20 protein-coding genes are annotated in these 19,033 nt (G+C 35.8%); 3 read left to right on the top strand and 17 right to left on the bottom strand.

Annotated elements, in window-relative coordinates:
• Window positions 1-108 precede the first annotated feature (108 nt).
• The 10 genes from KMW28_RS06055 to KMW28_RS06010 all read right to left on the bottom strand — a co-directional run bounded on the left by KMW28_RS06055 (window position 109) and on the right by KMW28_RS06010 (window position 7,218).
• Entirely contained in the window at window positions 109-762 is a 654-nt protein-coding gene (locus KMW28_RS06055; protein ID WP_169664169.1) for a hypothetical protein, read from the bottom strand.
• A gap of 123 nt (window positions 763-885) precedes the next feature.
• Window positions 886-1,773, bottom strand: coding sequence for a hypothetical protein (locus tag KMW28_RS06050; protein ID WP_169664170.1), 888 nt, complete (start codon window positions 1,771-1,773; stop codon window positions 886-888).
• Window positions 1,774-2,175: 402 nt separating this feature from the next.
• Complete coding sequence (locus KMW28_RS06045; protein WP_169664171.1) at window positions 2,176-2,346, bottom strand: hypothetical protein; 171 nt, start codon at window positions 2,344-2,346, stop codon at window positions 2,176-2,178.
• 44 nt (window positions 2,347-2,390) lie between these two features.
• The gene (locus tag KMW28_RS06040; RefSeq protein ID WP_169664172.1) at window positions 2,391-2,852 is read right to left on the bottom strand and encodes a DUF4231 domain-containing protein; all 462 of its coding nucleotides are present in this window, start codon (window positions 2,850-2,852) and stop codon (window positions 2,391-2,393) included.
• 86 nt (window positions 2,853-2,938) lie between these two features.
• The gene (locus tag KMW28_RS06035) at window positions 2,939-3,667 is read right to left on the bottom strand and encodes a toll/interleukin-1 receptor domain-containing protein (protein ID WP_169664173.1); all 729 of its coding nucleotides are present in this window, start codon (window positions 3,665-3,667) and stop codon (window positions 2,939-2,941) included.
• A 313-nt stretch (window positions 3,668-3,980) separates the two neighbouring features.
• A complete protein-coding gene (locus KMW28_RS06030; protein ID WP_169664174.1) occupies window positions 3,981-5,267 on the bottom strand; it encodes a DEAD/DEAH box helicase in 1,287 nt (428 codons plus the stop codon).
• 74 nt (window positions 5,268-5,341) lie between these two features.
• Window positions 5,342-5,548 carry a YwbE family protein gene (locus tag KMW28_RS06025; protein ID WP_066209305.1) on the bottom strand — a complete coding sequence of 69 codons (207 nt, stop codon included), beginning with the start codon at window positions 5,546-5,548 and terminating at the stop codon, window positions 5,342-5,344.
• Between the two features lie 5 nt (window positions 5,549-5,553).
• Complete coding sequence (locus tag KMW28_RS06020) at window positions 5,554-6,063, bottom strand: FKBP-type peptidyl-prolyl cis-trans isomerase (protein WP_169664175.1); 510 nt, start codon at window positions 6,061-6,063, stop codon at window positions 5,554-5,556.
• Window positions 6,064-6,162: 99 nt separating this feature from the next.
• Window positions 6,163-6,702, bottom strand: coding sequence for an FKBP-type peptidyl-prolyl cis-trans isomerase (locus KMW28_RS06015; protein WP_169664176.1), 540 nt, complete (start codon window positions 6,700-6,702; stop codon window positions 6,163-6,165).
• A gap of 87 nt (window positions 6,703-6,789) precedes the next feature.
• Entirely contained in the window at window positions 6,790-7,218 is a 429-nt protein-coding gene (locus KMW28_RS06010) for a hypothetical protein (protein WP_169664177.1), read from the bottom strand.
• A 252-nt stretch (window positions 7,219-7,470) separates the two neighbouring features.
• On the opposite strand from KMW28_RS06010, the gene KMW28_RS06005 reads away from it, so the two are divergent.
• Window positions 7,471-8,118: a Crp/Fnr family transcriptional regulator gene (locus KMW28_RS06005; protein WP_169664178.1), complete on the top strand. Its 648-nt coding sequence runs from the start codon at window positions 7,471-7,473 to the stop codon at window positions 8,116-8,118.
• A gap of 14 nt (window positions 8,119-8,132) precedes the next feature.
• Here the strand turns inward: KMW28_RS06005 and KMW28_RS06000 are convergent, their stop codons facing one another.
• The 3 genes from KMW28_RS06000 to KMW28_RS05990 all read right to left on the bottom strand — a co-directional run bounded on the left by KMW28_RS06000 (window position 8,133) and on the right by KMW28_RS05990 (window position 13,782).
• Window positions 8,133-9,476 carry an alkaline phosphatase family protein gene (locus tag KMW28_RS06000; RefSeq protein ID WP_169664179.1) on the bottom strand — a complete coding sequence of 448 codons (1,344 nt, stop codon included), beginning with the start codon at window positions 9,474-9,476 and terminating at the stop codon, window positions 8,133-8,135.
• 17 nt (window positions 9,477-9,493) lie between these two features.
• Window positions 9,494-12,637, bottom strand: a complete 3,144-nt coding sequence (locus tag KMW28_RS05995) for a TonB-dependent receptor (RefSeq protein WP_169664180.1) — start codon at window positions 12,635-12,637, stop codon at window positions 9,494-9,496.
• A gap of 281 nt (window positions 12,638-12,918) precedes the next feature.
• The gene (locus KMW28_RS05990) at window positions 12,919-13,782 is read right to left on the bottom strand and encodes a lysophospholipid acyltransferase family protein (RefSeq protein WP_169664181.1); all 864 of its coding nucleotides are present in this window, start codon (window positions 13,780-13,782) and stop codon (window positions 12,919-12,921) included.
• 132 nt (window positions 13,783-13,914) lie between these two features.
• On the opposite strand from KMW28_RS05990, the gene KMW28_RS05985 reads away from it, so the two are divergent.
• Window positions 13,915-14,499: a Crp/Fnr family transcriptional regulator gene (locus KMW28_RS05985; RefSeq protein ID WP_169664182.1), complete on the top strand. Its 585-nt coding sequence runs from the start codon at window positions 13,915-13,917 to the stop codon at window positions 14,497-14,499.
• Between the two features lie 344 nt (window positions 14,500-14,843).
• On the opposite strand, the gene KMW28_RS05980 is transcribed toward KMW28_RS05985, so the two are convergent.
• From KMW28_RS05980 to KMW28_RS05965, 4 genes are read right to left on the bottom strand one after another with little or no spacing between them, the layout of a single operon-like run.
• Entirely contained in the window at window positions 14,844-16,247 is a 1,404-nt protein-coding gene (locus KMW28_RS05980) for an MATE family efflux transporter (RefSeq protein WP_169664183.1), read from the bottom strand.
• A 51-nt stretch (window positions 16,248-16,298) separates the two neighbouring features.
• Window positions 16,299-17,111 carry a pirin family protein gene (locus tag KMW28_RS05975; RefSeq protein ID WP_169664184.1) on the bottom strand — a complete coding sequence of 271 codons (813 nt, stop codon included), beginning with the start codon at window positions 17,109-17,111 and terminating at the stop codon, window positions 16,299-16,301.
• Window positions 17,089-17,637 (bottom strand): NADPH-dependent FMN reductase, encoded by a 549-nt coding sequence (locus tag KMW28_RS05970; RefSeq protein ID WP_169664185.1) that lies wholly within the window; start codon window positions 17,635-17,637, stop codon window positions 17,089-17,091. Before KMW28_RS05970 ends, KMW28_RS05975 begins: the two co-directional genes overlap by 23 nt.
• A 1-nt stretch (window position 17,638) precedes the next feature.
• Window positions 17,639-18,064 (bottom strand): MarR family winged helix-turn-helix transcriptional regulator, encoded by a 426-nt coding sequence (locus tag KMW28_RS05965; protein ID WP_169664186.1) that lies wholly within the window; start codon window positions 18,062-18,064, stop codon window positions 17,639-17,641.
• Window positions 18,065-18,462: 398 nt separating this feature from the next.
• On the opposite strand from KMW28_RS05965, the gene KMW28_RS05960 reads away from it, so the two are divergent.
• A complete protein-coding gene (locus KMW28_RS05960) occupies window positions 18,463-19,032 on the top strand; it encodes a Crp/Fnr family transcriptional regulator (protein WP_169664187.1) in 570 nt (189 codons plus the stop codon).
• Window position 19,033 lies beyond the last annotated feature (1 nt).

Below are 19,033 nucleotides of genomic sequence, written 5' to 3'. Positions count from 1 at the left end.
ACGTTGAGTGTATGGTGTCGTAAGGAATTGCTAGCTTCAAACCTATCAAGTTACCACCCAAATTTAATGCGAATGATACCGCTCGAAAACCTCCAAAACGCTTATGCACTATATACATTGTTGTGCTTTCGTGCTTTCTATTTTTTCAAATTTTTCAATCCATTCATAATTTTCATAAATAGTTGACTTATTGACTTTACCTTGCAATTTTGGATACCTTGTCTCTATCATTTTTTTTACAGACTGAAAAACAGGTTCTGGCATCTGATATGCAAAAGTAATTTTGTCTATTATCTCTAAAGAAATAGCCATTTCAAATACAGACAAATCATCATTCCCTTCCCAAATTACCCTATATTCGTTTTCAAATTGATAAGGTTCACGCTTAATAAAAGGAATGTCTTTAAAATTAATATCTGAGTTTTCAACTTCATTGATTTTTCTATATTTCACGAAACCATGTCTAATTTTTTCGGTCTTTGCGAATAATTTAATAATTTTAATTCCGTTAAATTGAATACAACAACCGCTTATTCCATCTGCAAAAGTTTTCCAATGATGTATTGTTTCATTTTCAGGTGTAAAACAGAGTGCAAATAACTTACTAAAGCCCGCTTTTTTCTTATATTCTTTAATTATTAAAGTATCATTTTTGTCATCCCAACTTGATGGTTCAATGAGTACAATTTTTTCACGTTCTAATAGATCAATTAAAACTGGAAGTGATGTAAATCTATTTAGTTTTTTAATTCTTGGTTGCATCTATTTTTCTGTTATTTTGAACTGATTAACATGCTAACTCTTGGAAATGAAGCCCAACGGTTTGCATAGTCGCAGGCTGCCCGTTTAGGGCAGCTTGACGGCTATGCTTTGTTCCATGCAGGTTTAATATTTTCCAAATTCATATTTTGAATAAATTTTAGTATCGAAATTTAATCGCTCACTATCTTCCAATGCGAGTTCTAACTTTTTACTTATTGCTTTAATCGACATTGTCTTCTCTTTTTCCATTATTCCGATTAGAATTACTCTTCTTTGGTAAGCGGTTTCATCTTTACCCAATTCTTTTTTTGGTAAATGTTGACCTAAATTCAACTTGTAGAGTTCTTTTGAGTTTGAAAAATTCAAGACTCTAAAACCTGATAAAATTGCATCTGCTCTTTCTCCTGCTCTATTTTCTTCTTCTTTTAAATCTCCTTCTTGTGAGGCTAATCCAACAGCAATCAATCCTATTGATGTCTCAAAATTTGGAATTCTTGGCAGGTAAGATTGAAGAAATTGTTCAACGCTTTGACCATTTGTTAATTTGGAACTACTTGCAAATTCCCACCTTTTTTCTTGGGAAAGGTAAACGACTTTAAATCTTACTTTTTTCTTACCTTCTCCAACTGTAATATCTTCCGTTTCACAATCACATAGCTCATTTTTTGTTATTCCACTATTTGAAACTACTTCATCTCCACATTGCTTTATTGTTATGAGTAAAGTTATCAATACCGTGAAAAGTCCAATTAGAGATGTTTTGTAATTTAATTTTGCAGTTCTTTCTTCTATTGATTTTTCGGTGTAGTAACAAATTCCTCTGTAATTTGAATATTCTCGTTTAAATCTATCTATTGAAATAGCAACGGTATGACTACAATTTTGTGGTTTCTCGGTCGCATCTGGACATAAATCGCCAAACCAAACAATTGTATTATTTGAAGATTCTTTTGAAAGAAGCTTTTGGGCTTGTATCTTTTTCCAATTATTATAAGAATTAGTTTGGTTCATTGTTTTTTTCTACTTGCATGGAACATTGAATAAATACCATAGTATTTATCCACCCAATTTTTCCGGATACACACCATATAACATATACCCATAAGTTTAGTTTCCCCCACCAAGTTACCACTCAAATTTTAACATTCAAACATATTTATTAATAATTCTAATACAGAATACAAAAATTATAAACCACACAAAACCAGAACAATGTACACACCTATTTTCAATTCACTTAATACCTTAATCTCCTATCCTCTTTTTTGAATTACTAATTTTAACAAAAACAACCCTCCTAGTATTCTACACTGTGTTATACGAGTCTTTTCGAATACCTCTAAAACAAAAAAAAGACTCTCCCATTTACGGAAAAGTCTTTCTCTTTTATTATATCATCAAAAGCTAAAAAAGTTATTTCTTCTTCGCTTTCATCGCTTTCTTTTTCTCTTTTTTACGATTGGCTTTTTTCTTCGCTTCTATATAAGAATCTTGATCTGACGCGATTTCTTTCATTACGGTTTTCCAATCGGTAGAGGTTTCTTCTGAGTTGCCGATGATGCCTGTATATTCTCCTTTGTCCATTTCGTGAATGGCAATTTTAGTGTTGGTAAACTCTTTATGCTTATTTATATTTTATTCATTTGTAATTCTTCACTTTTTTCTTCTTCATATGAATAATTAGACCAATTTGTATTTTCTTTAGATATTAAACCCTCGATTCTCTGGACCAACATTCTAAAAGAGTTGTCTTCATTATATGGATAGTTTTCTGTAAGGTAAAGATATTTTTCCTTTTTTAAACTTTCAGATGTAGTTCTATATTCAATCCATTTTTCCTGGTATTTCCCAAGTGAGAGAATACCTGCAATTATTGAAATTGAGATACCAAGTATTCCTGTTATTATAAACATTAAGCTTACATAAGTTTCCAAACCTGTAGCAATTCCCGAAGTAAATGGAACAAAAGCAGCTGCAACAATTTCAATAATACAGAGACTTTTGTATACTTTATGATTATGGATACTTTTTGTATCGTACCAACTAATTTGAGCATCTAATCTCTCTTTTATATATTGATTTGAATTCATAGGGAAGTAAAGTAATTATTATTTTGCTTAGTAGAATATTAATTGAAATAACTTAAAGAATATTATTTTGGATATTAGCAAATACTTTATCGTAACTTATATATAGTATTTCCTTTTTGGCTTTTCTTAGTTAAAGCTAAACCTCTATCAACAAAATCCTTAAGAACTTCTGATATTTCAGATGAAGTATATTGTGATAAAGTTTCAAAACCAGCTTGTTTTCCTCCCCACTTTACTATCCTCAAAGGAGAAAAATACCAAGTTGAATATTTACATAAAAAACTCTCAACTAATTTTTCTTTAATTTTATTTTCATTTCTGGTATTTATTTCATCACTTTTAGTTTGGGTTGTTAAAGTATTTTCTTCTTTAAATTTTTCTGATATTTTTAGAATTCCCTCAGCTACTTCCAACCATGCTTCTTCTTCATTTTCCCAAGTAGTTATAGCTTTTCCATCTTTTGGAAGAGCTTGTAATTTTGCATCAGCAAAATGTGAAACCTTCCATAAACATGGCTGAATAATTATTGGAATAACAATCGCCTCTTTACTATTATGTCTTTCTAATGCTCTTATAGTTTCTGTATCATAACAATAATCAGAAGCCAAAAAGTTTGAACTAACTAATAATAAAATAATATTCGAATCATTGATATTCTCATTTATCTCTTCCTCCCAATTTGAGCCAGGTGCAATTCTTCTATCATGCCATTCTTCAATAAATCCAGATTTTCTAAGTACCACTAAATGGTTTTCTAGTTTTTCTCGAAAATCTTCATCTTTATGTGAATAGCTATAAAATATTTTTGCTTTCATGAATGTTTGTGTTTAATAACGCTTAATGAAAATCAATTTAATAACTTATTAAAATTAACTCTCTTTAATTACCTTTATTATTCAATGACTATACACTATATAGCTTATTTCTATCAATATTTTTTCATCACTCCAAGTTAACCACCTACTATTACTATTCAAAATTCAACACATTATAATAAAGCTTACAAAAAATACTTCTATCAAAAACACCTATACCTTGCTAATTAATTGATATATACAACAAAAAAAAGACTCTCCCATTTACGGAAAAGTCTTTCTCTTTCATTATATCTTCAAAAAGCTACAAAGATTATTTTTTCTTCGCCTTCATCGCTTTCTTTTTCTCTTTTTTACGATTGGCTTTTTTCTTCGCTTCTTTATAAGAATCTTGATCTGCAGCAATTTCTTTCATTACTGTTTTCCAATCGGTTGAGGTTTCTTCTGAGTTGCCGACGATGCCTGCGTACTCCCCTTTGTCCATTTCGTGAACGGCAATTTTAGTGTTGGTAAACTCTTCGATGGCTACCAACAATTCCTTTTCGTTTTCTGAACAGAAAGCAATGGCGTCTCCTTTTTGGGTACCACGACCTGTACGACCTACACGGTGTACGTAGTTTTCTGGTTCTTCTGGCAAATCGTAGTTCACCACAAACTGAACGTTAGGAATATCGATACCTCTTGCGGAAACGTCTGTGGCGATCAGCATTTTTACGTCTCCGTTTTTGTAGGTTTTCATGGCTTCGAAACGTTCTTTCTGGTCTTTACCTCCATGAATACTAACGGCCTTTACCTCCACTCTTTCCATGGCTTTTAGCACACGTTCTGCTCTTACTTGTGTTCTTACAAATACAAGTACTTTTGCGTCTGGATTTTCTTTGGCGATACGTTCTAGGAAGAAACGCTTATCGTCCATAGACACAAATACCACCCCATGGTTGACGTTTTTAGAGACAGGATCTTTTGGTGAGATCTGAATTCTGATGGCATTTTTTACCAAGGAATACGCCAACTTCTTGATTTGCTCATCAATAGTGGCAGAGAAGAATAAGGTCTGTCTGTGTTTTGGTATTAATTTGATAACGTCCTTGATATCCTTAATGAAACCTTTCTCTAACATATGGTCGGCCTCATCCAATACCAAAATTTCTACGCTATCCAGTTTGATGTACCCTTGGTGGTTCAAATCAAACATTCTACCGGGAGTTGTGACCAAGATGTCCACTCCTTTTTCTAATTTCTCAATTTGTGCCTCTTGAGGTACACCACCATAAAGACACAAAGTAGTTAGTTTGGTGTATTTTCCTAAAGATTCGAACACCTCAGTAATTTGTTCTGCCAACTCCCTTGTAGGCGCCATCACTAAACTACGGATGGTTTTCTTTCTTTTACCTCTCACAGGTTTGATCATCAACTTTTCCATCACTGGAATAGCAAATGCGGCCGTTTTACCGGTACCTGTTTGTGCAATAGCCAACACATCCTCACCTCTTAGGATAGGTGGGATAGATTTAAACTGTATATCAGTTGGCCTTTTGAATCCCTTTTCTGCTAAACTTTTCTTTAGACTCTCAGAGATACGATATTTTTCAAATTTCATTGATAACGAATTAAATGTGAAAGGATTTGGAGTGCCATCGATCTTTTCACCCTAATCCCTTATTGTAACGGATACTAAAATTCTCCGTCCTCTAAAATTTGTTTTACTCTCCCTACTTCTCCGGTCTCTAATTTTACTTTAATTCCATGAGGGTGAGTCGACGATTTTGTAAGAATTCTCTCTACAAAACCCTCGGTAAGATCGCCTGTGCGTTGATCTTCTTTTAGGACGATCATCACATGACCGCCTATTTTGATATTGCTTCTTTTCTTTCCGTCCATAGGTATTATGAGGGCATGATTTCAACACCTTCACCATCGAAATCACTTTCTTCTTTGGTAGGCTTTCTTACTTCAATAATTTTTCCATCAAAGAATAAGTCCATCCCTGCCAATTCGTGGTTCATGTCCATCACCACATCTTTCTTATTCAATTGGATGATTTTACCATCGTAAACATCACCATCCTGATCGGCAACAGAAAGAATATGACCCACCTGAAGGAACGCTTCCTCTTCTTCCTTATCGACAAAACCAAAAGCCGCCTTATCGACTTTTACATTTTGATATTGCTCGATAATTTCTCCGTAAGCATCCAAATAGCCCAAAGCTAATTTGAAGCTATCCCCTTCTTCTTTGCCAATTAAAGCCTCTTCGAATTTTGGCAGCACTCCGCCAGAACCCACGTAGAACAAGAAAGGTTCATCCGCTGTTGCTTCTTCAATGAACTTTCCGTTGGCATCTTTTTCGTATAATTTATAGGTCAATGCAACGACCAATCCTTCTTCAACTTTCATGTTAAAGTGATTTAATTATTTCTACTCTATATAAACTTACAAAGCTTCCTATCGATTTTTAGTTCGTTAGGAAGCTTATATATATGCTTTATTAAGATCTTATTGAGGTAAATCTGATAAATCTAATCCACCAAGATCATTCATATTTGCTTCCGCTTGTTTCGCTTCTGCTAATTCTTCCTCAGTTGCTTCTCTAATATCAAGAATTTCTCCTGTGAAGAATAAGTTTTTACCCGCTAATGGGTGGTTGAAGTCCATCACTACATGATCAGCGTGTACTTCTTTCACTTCACCTTCCATCGGCATCTCGTCTGGACCTACCATTGGAAGTACGTTACCCACTTTAAGAATTTCTTCTTGATCTACTTTATCTTCAATATTGAACACTTCTTTTGGAATCTTGATTACCGCTTGTGGTTGGAAGTCACCATAGGCCTCATCTTTATTGATACCAAATTCGAAAGTAAATCCTTTTTCTTGATCTTTCAGTGCTTCTTCGAAGTGAGGAAGAACATCTTTATAACCAAATAAAAACTCAAATGCGTCGTCTGATTTTACTTCTTGTAATAATGTCCCTTCGGCATTTTCGTCGTATAAGTTGTAGGCGATTTTGACTACAGAATCTTTTATTGCTTTCATGATTTTTTCTATTTTCGACAAAGGTACAATTTTAATACTGTTTCGTATGCTTAAAGTTGATTTAAGAAAGGGTTATTAGGGAAATTTCTACTTCTTTACCCGATTAATCATCATAGATAGTCGGGCATAGCTACTTTCTGTGAAGTCATCTATGGTGACGACCAACTTTGTGTCCTTATCCAAACGTGCCACATAATGATGTTTCTTCCGCCAATTCTGAATATTTCTATCAAAATCAGTACTATACATTTTCCTCAAATTATACATAAAGTCGCGGAAGTCTTTTTCTTCAACATGTCGTGGAGTAAAACCATCATAGGAAGGCACAAAACCGATAGAGATGATCTTGTCATCATCATCCGTGTAAATAAAAATGACGCCATCCAGATTTCCTACACGAGTGAAAATCATGTCCTCGCTGCTTGTGAAATTATCTCCTAAATGGTAATCGGTGATAGATTGGGAATAGATAAAATTCGAAATTAGAAGAAAGAAAAATAGATAGAGCGTTTTCATTGGAGGCAAAATTTATGGAAGAAGTTTGTAACATAAACTATAGTATTGATCTCTCAAACCTAGAAGCATATATTACTATAAAGTTAATAAATCTCTTCTTAAATCGCTTTTAAATTGCCAGAAAGTAACCAGTATTATGCAAAGGAAAACAGTGACTAAATAATTCTCAATAGAATTTCTATTCCTTCTACTATCCGTGAAATTTTGAATAGCTTTAAAGATAAATTAAATCCAATTAAGCATTAACTATCCATGACAACTTCTAACTATAAATCATTTTGTTTACACCACTATTTAAATAAGAATGTAGACTACAAGCCTTTTTTTAAAACAATAAATGTGGAAAAAGGAGAAATGATTTATCAACCCACCACCACTTCTTTACATATTTATTATGTGATAGAAGGAGGGGTAAGTCTTGGGGAATATACCCATGACGGGAATTGTGTTACTTACGATATTTTAGGCAAAAACAATATTTTTGGCAACCTGAAATATTTGGAAAGCGGTAACTTTTATGAATTCTCCAAAGCACTTACCACATGCACTTTACTCAAAATTGAACATCAATTTTTTAGGGATATTATTATACAAGACCACCAATTGTCTGATTGGTTTAAATACTATTTGGTGAAAAGGTGGTGTATTGCCGAAAAGAAATTGGCGTTGGTCAATCAGAAATCCATCCTTACTAAAATTGAACAAATTTGTAAGATTTATTTTCAGAAAGTATCCATTGATCAAATCCAATCGGATTATCTTCCTAACTTATTGACCATGCAAGAATTGGGAGATCTTATTGGGGTAAGTCGACAATCCGTTTCCAATACATTAAAGCAGAAATCGTTACAGGTAATTATCGATTATATAGAACAAAATGGAGATCATATAAGAATATGACCTCCATAGGTTAGTTATTGGATTACTCCAAAAATGGGTGTACCATCTTTAGAGGGATGATTAATCTTTAAGATTTCAGAAATAGTAGGCGCAATGTCCTCCATATTCACTTCCTCAATCCTTCTTGGTTCTGGTACACCTGCACCAGAAATAATCAAACCTGTAAGTATTCCATCGAAATCAGTTGGGAAAAAACCATGTGTTCCTCCACCCGCTTTTTGCACAAAGTCACCTTTAAAAGTGCCCGACATTCCTACTCCTTTTTTAGGTGCAATGGCAAAAGCGGCTCTTGGATCAGCACCTATATCATCTAACTCTTTTCTTTTTACAATTCTGTAATATTTGGAGTGGTAAGCAGAAGATTCAAAAGTTTCCAAGATCTTTTCTGCTAATTTTTTGTTCTTAGGATCTTTCATGTGCAAGAAGGCAGAAGCACCCGAAGTTTGGAAATAAGCTTCCCATTCTCCTTTCGTTCCTTCTTTCGTTACCCATCCTTTTTCCATGAGTAAAGTATTGGGACATAACTTTGTATGCAGCGTAGAAAAACCGTGATCGCCCGTGATAATGAACGTAGTTTTGTCCTCTATACCTGCTTTCTTTACCGCTTCTCTCATTCTACCAATAGCTCTATCTGCCACCGCCAAGGCCATTGGTACTTCGTGATCGGATGCTCTACCATTTACATGTTGAGAATGATCCGTATCGATAAGGTGTACTGCAATAAAATTAGGTTGATATTTCTCTATCATGTAAGCTGCAATCTCCCCAGATTTCTCGTCTTTTAGCATCCCTTTGTAAGTATCACTTTCTAGTTTACCAAGTGATTTACCCTCCATTTCATCCAATAATCCAGCAGGGGTTGTCATCGACTTTTTATAAGTGATAAAATCGTTAGATCTATCCGCAGGCCAGCCTTCAGGTACATTATAATCGATGCATTCAGGTTTACCGATTGTTACCGGCCACTCAATTGCTGCAGTAGAACCGCCTGCCTTCTTTACCGATTCCCATAATGTTTGTGCTTGGATTTCTTCGAACTGCGATACCCAACCCGTCTTTACATTTTCTGGATCAAAGTACGTATTGTAATATATCCCATGGTTTTCTGGAAAAGCACCCGTAATAATGGTCGTATGTGAAGGATAAGTAACACTTGGGAATACGCCTCTAACACCGTCAGAAGAAACGCCATTTTTTACCAACTCTTTTAAATTTGGCGCAGGCCACTTTTCCTCAGAATAAAACTCTGGAATTAAACCATCGATAGTGACTAAGACAATATGATGATCCACTTGTGCTGTGGCCTTACCAAAAGTAAGTATGGCAAACAGCATCATAATATTTAATTTCGTTTTCATTGTATTTTAGTTTTAGTTTAGAACATATATTTCGCACCCAATTGCAATCTCCACGGCGTACCGTTATTAGGAATTGCACCTACGTTGGTATTGACTTCATACTCAAAGCTATTGGTATCGTGGTCAAAACCTGTTACCCTCATAATTTCCTGATCACCATGGTTATGTGTAATTCCCCACTCTTTGTTCACCATGTTCATCACGTTGAAGGCATCCATAGTTAGTCTCAACTTGTTCTTCTCTTGGAAGATTTTTAAATCATAAGTTAAACGAAGATCCAAGTTGAAGTTCATTGGGTTTACGCCACCGTTTCTTTTAGCATATCCACCAAAAGAATCTCTTAAGTAATCTTTTACACTATTCGATACGTTTGGATCATTAAGAATTTGATCGTAACCATCTTTAATATGTTGAGGAGTTGAAGCTGCATTAGGGTCAAAGATGTAGGCCACATCGTTCCTTGTGGTAAAGTCGCCATTTACCGAAGTATTTGATGAGTTCAAGAAGGTATAATTACCCCCGCCAATACCAATGAATGTAAAGCCAACGCTAAAGCCTTTGAATGTAGGAGATGCACCGTTTACAACAACCTTATTCTTGAAGTTATTATCAGATGGTCCCCAGTTTAATGCTCTTGGATCGCCTTCTACAGGTAAGAAAGTAGACGTATTGGCCACACAGCAGTTATAACTTGAGTTATCATGTGAGTTGTTATAAGTATAAGAAGCTGAAACATAACCGTCTTTACCAATTTGCGCACTACCCGATAAGATCATGGCAAATTGTTTACCGATACCATCAGAGTTTAACTCTAATGTTCTACCAACATTTTCTGACTTACGTGATCCTTTCCAGTCGACATTTCCATTCTCGTCGATATACGATGGATCAACGAAAACACTACGTCCTGTAGCTCCATCATAAAAAACAGGTTCATCCTTTAAGTTCACTTCTTGATACACATAGTTGTTTCTGGTGTAACTCGCTAATAAGTTAATTCCTAAAGTATATCTGTTTTGGAAAACGTGAGTATACGAAAGGTTGGTTTTCCAAATCTCTGGCATCTCGAAATCAGGTGATGAAGAGTTGATCGTACTCATTAAATCAGCTCCTTCGATAATACCTGGAGCAGACGATGGATCGTTTCTGTAGCGAATAAAATCTGGGTAAGGAACCAAATCTCCTGTTACATCAGTAGCAGCTAGTTTCATTCCCGAGTTCTGAATGTTATTCACCATCGCATAATAAGGAGGTTGAGCAGTAAACATACCACCACCTAGCTTTACGATATCTTTGTTATTTCCTCCAACATCCCAAGTTAATTGAACTCTAGGCTGAATGTTATTATAATCAGAAATCTTGTTATCAGTTCTTATCCCTAATTCTTGATGTACCAACGGGTTATACGCTCCCTGAGTCAAGAATGTAGTCGCATCGTAACGTAAACCAACTACCGCTTCAATATCTCTGTGCAGCTTAAATTCAGCTTGAGCAAAGAAGGCAAAATCGATAATATCTTGGTCAACATCAGGTAAACCATCAATAGGTACTTCCCTTGCATATCTAAAAGGATTCATGTTTGCGAAGTCCTCAAGGCTATTAAAATAGAATCTACCGTTTTGTTCGTTCGACAACAAGGTATACATGTTCGTGTACAATAGATCACCACCAAAAGTAAAGCTGACTTTATTTCCTGTGTAATGAGTTGTGTTATTGAACTGAACTACAGTCGATTCATTCAATTCAGGCAAGTAACGTTGTCCACCCAACTGTAATGATTTTCTTGCTGTAGATCCGTTAGGTAATTCCGAAGTAACATACACAATGGCTCTAGGAATATTGGCATCTGGCAACTGACTATTCGGCGTAAAGTTTTTGTACTGTGATTGGTACTGCACTTTAGTTGAAGACAACCACTTATCACTCCACTTCGAACGTAATACTAAATTAGTGGTGTTGTGGCCGTCTTCGTAATCTCCTACTGTCTCAGCCATATTGAAATTAGAATTATCGTTTACTGAGAAAGGTCTTTTGAATGTCACTAAGTTATTGCTCAACGTCAGACGATGTTTCTCGTTGATGTTCCAATCCATACGTGCAAACCATGTTTTGGCATCTCTGTTCTGAGAGAATTCACCCGTCTGTTGATCATCTGATAAACCATATTGTTCTCTACCAATCTGAACAAAACGATTTAAATTACCTCGGCTAATCCCTAATCTATTTTCGTCATCTTCATTTCTGATATCGGCAATGTAATAAGGGCTTGTGCTTAATTCTTGCTCGAATACAGTAAAGAAATGAAGCTTATCTTTTACGATTGCACCTCCTAAAGAAGCACCATACTGTGTAGTTGAGAACTTAGACGTTCTCTCATTGCCATTCACATCGTATTTCGATTGAAGATGATCGTTTCTTACATAAGAGAATACCGAACCTTCCCATTCGTTGGTACCTCCTCTTGTAATGGCACGCACCGATCCACCTCCGGCTCTACCTTCTACAACATCATAATCGTTGGTGGTTACCTGGAATTCTCCAATAGCTTCCTGAGAAATCGACCATGGTCCTCCGGAAACCTCACCTGCTCCTAATGGATTTCTAGCATTCAATCCATCAATAGAAATACCTGTTGATGTTCTTCTTTGTCCACCCAAGTTAAGATCGCCACCTCCTTGTAATGGAGAAATAGCGGCTAATTTTGAGAAGTTACGTCCCTCTGTCGGTAAATTTTTGATTTCCATTTGACCCACAGCAGTCGTTGCACCAAATTGTTTCATTTGGTTGATGACAGAATTAGAAGAAATCACTACCTCGTCCAATTCGGTGTCGTCATTTTTTAAATTGATGTTTAAGTTGAGTTTGTCACCTTGATTGACCCTTTCGATAGTTACTTTTTGTTCGGCATATCCCATAAAAGAGATATTCACTTCGTAAGGACCTCCCACAGGAACAGATTTAATCGAGAAGTCGCCATTTGCAGAAGAAATGGTTCCTGTAGAAAAACCTGTAGATAGGTTTTTGATTTTAATTAAAGCACCTGGTAATGCTTGTGCATCCTCGTCTACAATTTTACCTTCAATAGAGGATTCTCCACTTTGTGAGAACACGGAGAAGTTTACCCCCAGAAGTAAAAAAAGTAGTAAAAGTTTAGTTTTCATTATTCTATTTGATTGTTATAAGATTACAATCGCAAAACTATTCTGAGGAGATTTTTTGTGATGTTAAGTTTTAACATCACCCTATTTATTCATTGGTAATTGATTATTTATTAAAACAACATCAAGATATAACCACCTAAATAACAACCACTTGATGATTGATTATTTTATGATTTCAAATATAGAATTCATATTAAGTTCATCTTCAACTTTCACTTAAACATAAAAAAAGGAACAAGTCGATACCTGTTCCTTTTCCTCTATACATTTTGATAGGCTCACTAAGCCACTTCGTCCCTAGTATATTTCCAGCGCTTATGCGACCACAACCAATTCGAAGGTTGTTCTTTGATATTTTCTTCCACTTGTTTCGAAAACTTTTTGAGTATTTCGTTTGAACCTTTTTCGTAATCAGATCCATCGTGAAGGTCGACAATCGTGATTTCGTAATACCCTCTTTTTACTCTTCTAATTTTTGAGAAAATCACAGGGTAATTCATAAACTCTGTCACTTTTTCTGGCCCAGCAAAGAATGCTGACTCTTTCCCGAAGAAATCTAACCAAATTTGCTTTTTGTCGTAACCCGGAGGAGATTGATCGGCGACCATACCAATGGTGAAAACTTCACCTCTTTTATGCTTCACCAAAATTTCCCTCATTGTCTTTTCCATTGGAACAACATAACCACCAAAATTAGATCGGATTTTCTGCATCAGATTTTCAGAAAATTTACTTGATAGTGGCTTGTAAACGGCACCAATAGGCGCATTCATAATGACAGTATAAGCCATTAATTGCCACTCCCAATTAGAAAGGTGGCCTGTCATCATTAAAATAGGTTTACCTGCATCGTGGTACTTCTTAAATTCTTCGGGGTTGGTAATTGTTATGTGCTTTTTCACATCTTCTTTACTCATTGATAGAGATTTCAAAGACTCAAATCCAACATCACAAAGGTTCCTATAAAACCCCCGAATGATTTTTCTTTTTTCTTTCGCTGAAATGCCAGGGAACGCAGTTTCAACATTTTGAGTTATTACAGTTCGTCGATAACGAATAATGCTTCCCGTAAAAAATGCTATTATATCGGAAATCAAATAGATAATTGGGAAGGGTAATTTAGAGAATAGTCTAATAAAAAACATTGAAATAATTTAATTTTTCAATACTAAAATAAATGATGTTGAGGAATCATCAAAACTTCAAGAGAAAACGTTTAATTAATGAATAAAGTTGATTAAATTAAAATACTATAACCCCATTTAATATAATTTAAAATGTGCCCTGATCTATTCTCTATTGATGTTTTTAAGCAACTATTCCTCACCGAAAACGAAAAAGAAGCCATCCGAAAATGCTTTCATTATAAACAATTTAAGAAAGGCGATACCCTCATTGTCAATGGAGATGATGTCGAGATCATGTACTATGTTCTGAGCGGCTGTATCCGCAATTACTTCATTGATAAAAAAGGCAAAGAACACACCGTCCAATTTGCCATCTACGATTGGTGGATCACCGACCTCATCGCCTTCTTCTCTAAAACAGAAGCCGTCTACAACCTAGAATGCTTATCTGACGCCGAAGTCTTTGGCATCCGTTTTCACGATATCGAAAAACTAAGCATCCAAATACCCGAATTCAACAAACTCTACAGAGCCAAACTCCAGGCCTCCATTGTGGGCTACCATAGAAGAATCATCGCCAACCTATCCAAAACCGCTGCCCAACGCTATGAAGAATTCGTAGAACGCTACCCCGATATCGAACTGAACATTAAGAACTATCATTTGGCATCTTACCTGGGGATAACTACGGAGAGTTTGTCTAGGGTGAGGAGGGAGTTGAGTCGGAGAAGGTAGCAAAATTAACGCTCGTTTTTAGGTAATAAGTAATAACTAATAGGTAAGGAAGAGTGTATCAAAAGCCCAGGATTTTATTCCTGGGGAAAAGATATTGAGGGAAAAAGTAAGAGGTAAGGGGGAAGAAGTAAAACTGGCGCAGATGTTAAGCGACAGCGTCATCTGTGCCCATAAACGTTAGAGGTCTCCTGACCTCGTTTTTTTAACTAAGGAACTAAGGAACTAAGGAACTAAGGAACTAAGGAAAGATACTTTGTTAAAGTTAATAACGTATCAAAAGCCCAGGGTTTTATTCCTGGGGATTGTGTTTTTGATTAGTTCCTGGGAGTTTATTTTGAACATTCCTACAACGGCTTCGCCGTATTCCTCACTATAAAATCATTCTTATAATCCTGTAAAATATCCACCCCTTTCAAACTTGAGGACGAATTATTGATTTCTTTTCTCATCATGTAACTCGCATAGATTCCGCCTAGGATATTGCTTAATCCAATACCCATGAAGATACCAATGACTTCATAAAAATAAGAGCCGATTAATGCTAGTGGGACGGTGAATACTAATGTCTTTATCACCATAATTTGCAAAGATTGTTGAGGCTTTTGCAATCCATTTAATATGGAAGTGGTGACTAAAAACAATCCGTAGAAAATATAGGAAACACTTACCCAAATGAAGTAGTCCGAAGTGTAATCCATGACTGTAACATCATCACTGAATAGTTGGGCGATGTTTTGGTTAAAGATGAATAAGATAAGTACTACGATAATACCTAAATATACTGCTGCTTTACCTCCAAAAACAATAGCTTTATCGTTTCTATCCTTCAATTCTGCACCTAGATTTTGAGCGATAAAGGGGGTAATTGCGGTACTTACACCTAGTATTCCTATCAAAGACAACATCTCTATTCTACCTGCTACGCCAAAAGCTGCAACGGCCATTGAGCTGTGGTAAGCCAATAATAATGTGAGGAATAGCTGTGTTAATGGACTCACCAAATTACTTAGCATAGTGGGTACACCAATCTGTAATATATCTCTTAGGTGTTGAATGAATGGAATAGTAGTTATACTAAAGTTTAATTTTAAAATGGATTGGTTGAGGAATAGTAAACTCATCATAATCAAAATGAAGACCCAAGAGACAACTGTGGCCATTGCTGCTCCGGTAATACCTAACTCGGGTAATCCCCATTTTCCGAAGATTAATCCATAATCCAAGACCAAGTTGATCACCCCTGCCACAGCCATTACTATTTCTGGCTGACTTACACTTCCTGATGCTCTAAGGATACTTCCCATCAATAAACCAATGGTGAGTAACGGAATACCGATCATTAATGTATGCATGTATTGATCAATTAATGGAAGCATTTCTAAAGGGGCTCCTAACCATGTAAAGAGGGTGGCCTGACTCACATCAATAAAAATGGAAGCCCCTACTGAGGTAAACAGGGTAAACAACAATGAAGTGATGACGATCTGCTCCATTTTTAAGAAGTTCTTTTCGCCAATGGCTTTGCCTACCAATGTCGACACTCCAATGGATAGTCCCATAAACGTACCGACGATGATGAAATAGACCACTGAGGCAAAACTTAATGCAGCCAAGGCGTCTCCTCCTAATTGACCCACAAAATACGTGTCGATCACTTGAAATAAGAAAGTGGAGAGCATCCCAATACTGATTGGGACACTCATTTTTGTTAAAGTTGGCGTTACTTTTCCTTCGAGAATAGCGTTCATTTTCTATTGCTTTTACAACTATTGTACATACAATAGTTTGTTGAAATTTTTTTAAACTGCCTGAGCAATTTTTCTAATGTTATCTTGTGCTTTATTGAATGATGCTTTATTGGTATGAATAGAACCACCTCCCAACACAATGTCGTATGATTTTGGCTGCGTTAAACCGACCACAAATTGGGTGTCCTGAAGGGCTTTAAAGTGTAACTGACCTTCGTTCTCTTCTAAAATCGAAAGATGATTTAGGGATACTTCTTCTTGGTCCAACATCAAATGACCTGTTCGAGGGAAGACAAAGCCTCTTGTTTGACCTTTTGGTGTATCGATTGTCAACTCCTCTCCTGCCTTTAAAGTGATGTCGTAATACGTCAAATCATAAGGAACATTCAACGGCGATTTCACTCCTTGATATTCACCCGCAATAACTTTCACTTGATTGACTACTGGCAAATCTTCTGGTTGTAGATTCAAATACCCCGTCTCTCCTTCTTCCAATTCAGGCGGCAACTGCAACCACAATTGGTGGATGGCCAAATCCCAAGACTGATGCTTCTTATCTTCCGGTCTTTGATACCCTTCCGCATGGAAAATACCATTACCAGAGTTGATCCATTGCACACCTCCACTTCGGATCACATCGTCGTTATTACCTGTATCCTGATGTACTAGATTTCCACCTTCGAAATAGGTAATGATACCGATGCCCGAATGAGGGTGCATACCAAAGAACATACCTTCGTCGTCTCTTTTATTCTTGCCTGCATCAAAGAATACGAAAGGTTGAAGTTCTCTTCTTGTCTGTGGGTCCATGATGTACTGAAACCCATTTCTTCCTGCTTGCTTACGCTTTAACTGACGTTTCATGAATTTCTGATGTAAAGATTGAAAATGCTTCTTGGAACTGTGTATTTAACTCATCATTTGTAATTCCGTTATCAAAATTTGAAGGGAATGATGGCAATGAGAAACTACCCACTACATTGGCCCCTGCATAAGGTAAAGATGATGTTGCAATGTTCAATACCCCTGCTCCACCTCTTGGACCCGGAGAAGTTGCCATCACAAATACTGGTTTGTTGGCATATACTAAACGCTCAGCTCTTGATGCCCAATCAAAGATATTTTTATAAGCAGCAGAGAAATTACCATTGTGCTCTGCAAAAGAAACGATAATACCGTCGGCCGATGCCAAGTCTTCTAAAAACTGATTTGCTTGTGCAGGAATACCTGATGCTAATTCTTTGTCGATACCATAGATCGGCATTTCATAATCGTTCAAGTCTAAAACTTTCACTTCTGCCTCTTCCACTTGAGAACCTGCCCACTCCGCTAATTGAGCATTAATTGATGTTTTTGAATTGGAACCTCCAAATACGACTAATTTTTTCATGTTATTCTCCTTTGAGTTTTTTAATTAATTTTTCTAATGTTTCTGCCTCTTCAGCAGTTAAGTTTTGTGTGTAAGGTGCATGGAACTCAATTACTTTCTGATCGAACCTTTCTAATTCTTCCAATCCAAAAGGAGTAATTGTAATGTCCATTTTTCTACGATTGGTCGGGCATTCTTCCCTTTTCACCAATCCTTTATCTAATAATTTATCGATAATTCGAGTCACGTTACTCGAACGCTGAACCATTCGCTCCTGTATTTCTTGAACAGTAATCGGCGATCCTTTCTGTCCTTTTAATATTCTCAAAACATTAAACTGAGGTTCAGTAATCTTATCTTCCTTTAGAACTTGACCTACAGCATCTGTGATCCAATGTCCTGTTTTTATGATTTCATGAATGGCTTTATAATATGATTTTGTATTCATTATTTGTTTAAACGATTAATGTATATACAATTATAAAGGATGATTTTAATAAATGCAAATGATATTTCTATTTTTATATAAATAATTTTTTGATTGGTGGAGGTTTTAGAGTGAAAACGGGGTTTTAAATGAAAAATGAAAAGTTAAAAATGAAAAACGTAGTTAGTTAAGCTAACGCGAGAATTATGTCCATAGATTGTTTTAAATTTGATAATTAATTATTTGAACTTACGTTCCAATAACGAGGTCGGGAGACCTCTAACGTTTTTGAACACCAATGACGCTTCGCTTAACATCGGCGCCAGTATAGTTTAACATCCTAAAGAGTAACGAGCGTTAGAGTAACAATTCACGTTTTTCATTTTTCATTTTTAACTTTTAATTTCTTTAGATTTTACATGGACTTAAAAAATCACCTTCAATCGTTCAACCTACTCACTGATGTTGAAATAGATGATTTTATCCAACAGACATCCACCAAAATAATCAAGAAAGGAGACTTCTTTATTAAGGAAGGGGTTATCTCTAAGGAAGTTGGCTTTATCAATAAGGGCTTCTTTAGATCCTATTATTACAATTCTAATGAGGAGGAGGTCACCTATTGCTTTCGTTTTGAAAAGACGTTTATCTCAGCATATACCTCCCTATTATCCCAACAACCTTCCGTTGAAAACATTCAGGCTTTAACGGATGTTGAATTAAATATCATACCAAGAGATTTAATGATTCATCTCGAGAAATCAAACGTTAATTGGTTGAGACTGTTTAAATATTTCACGGAACAAGAATATATGGAGATGGAAAAAAGAATATTCCTGCTTCAGAAAGAAACTGCCGAGAAAAAGTATGAGGACCTTCTGATACATCACCCAGAATATCTTCAGAAAATACCTTTGAATTACCTAGCGTCCTACCTTGGAATCACCCAAAGGCATCTAAGCAGAATAAGAAATTCGATGTCGATTTAGA

Source organism: Flammeovirga yaeyamensis (genome assembly GCF_018736045.1).
In the GTDB taxonomy this organism is placed as follows: Bacteria; Bacteroidota; Bacteroidia; order Cytophagales; family Flammeovirgaceae; genus Flammeovirga; species Flammeovirga yaeyamensis.
The sequence above is the reverse complement of the archived record's forward strand: the minus strand, read 5'-3'. Positions and strand labels throughout refer to the sequence as shown.

Bases quoted from the DNA above. Each gene is read 5' to 3' on its own strand.
- KMW28_RS06005 (WP_169664178.1), top strand. From the start codon at position 7,471: ATGACAACTTCTAACTATAAATCATTTTGTTTACACCACTATTTAAAT.
- KMW28_RS05965 (WP_169664186.1), bottom strand. From the start codon at position 18,064: ATGAATACAAAATCATATTATAAAGCCATTCATGAAATCATAAAAACA.
- KMW28_RS05970 (WP_169664185.1), bottom strand. From the start codon at position 17,637: ATGAAAAAATTAGTCGTATTTGGAGGTTCCAATTCAAAAACATCAATT.
- KMW28_RS05975 (WP_169664184.1), bottom strand. From the start codon at position 17,111: ATGAAACGTCAGTTAAAGCGTAAGCAAGCAGGAAGAAATGGGTTTCAG.
- KMW28_RS06035 (WP_169664173.1), bottom strand. From the start codon at position 3,667: ATGAAAGCAAAAATATTTTATAGCTATTCACATAAAGATGAAGATTTT.
- KMW28_RS06015 (WP_169664176.1), bottom strand. From the start codon at position 6,702: ATGAAAGCAATAAAAGATTCTGTAGTCAAAATCGCCTACAACTTATAC.
- KMW28_RS05990 (WP_169664181.1), bottom strand. From the start codon at position 13,782: ATGTTTTTTATTAGACTATTCTCTAAATTACCCTTCCCAATTATCTAT.
- KMW28_RS06050 (WP_169664170.1), bottom strand. From the start codon at position 1,773: ATGAACCAAACTAATTCTTATAATAATTGGAAAAAGATACAAGCCCAA.
- KMW28_RS05960 (WP_169664187.1), top strand. From the start codon at position 18,463: ATGGACTTAAAAAATCACCTTCAATCGTTCAACCTACTCACTGATGTT.
- KMW28_RS06010 (WP_169664177.1), bottom strand. From the start codon at position 7,218: ATGAAAACGCTCTATCTATTTTTCTTTCTTCTAATTTCGAATTTTATC.
- KMW28_RS05980 (WP_169664183.1), bottom strand. From the start codon at position 16,247: ATGAACGCTATTCTCGAAGGAAAAGTAACGCCAACTTTAACAAAAATG.
- KMW28_RS06000 (WP_169664179.1), bottom strand. From the start codon at position 9,476: ATGAAAACGAAATTAAATATTATGATGCTGTTTGCCATACTTACTTTT.
- KMW28_RS06020 (WP_169664175.1), bottom strand. From the start codon at position 6,063: ATGAAAGTTGAAGAAGGATTGGTCGTTGCATTGACCTATAAATTATAC.
- KMW28_RS06055 (WP_169664169.1), bottom strand. From the start codon at position 762: ATGCAACCAAGAATTAAAAAACTAAATAGATTTACATCACTTCCAGTT.
- KMW28_RS06030 (WP_169664174.1), bottom strand. From the start codon at position 5,267: ATGAAATTTGAAAAATATCGTATCTCTGAGAGTCTAAAGAAAAGTTTA.
- KMW28_RS05995 (WP_169664180.1), bottom strand. From the start codon at position 12,637: ATGAAAACTAAACTTTTACTACTTTTTTTACTTCTGGGGGTAAACTTC.
- KMW28_RS06025 (WP_066209305.1), bottom strand. From the start codon at position 5,548: ATGGACGGAAAGAAAAGAAGCAATATCAAAATAGGCGGTCATGTGATG.
- KMW28_RS05985 (WP_169664182.1), top strand. From the start codon at position 13,915: ATGTGCCCTGATCTATTCTCTATTGATGTTTTTAAGCAACTATTCCTC.
- KMW28_RS06040 (WP_169664172.1), bottom strand. From the start codon at position 2,852: ATGAATTCAAATCAATATATAAAAGAGAGATTAGATGCTCAAATTAGT.
- KMW28_RS06045 (WP_169664171.1), bottom strand. From the start codon at position 2,346: ATGGACAAAGGAGAATATACAGGCATCATCGGCAACTCAGAAGAAACC.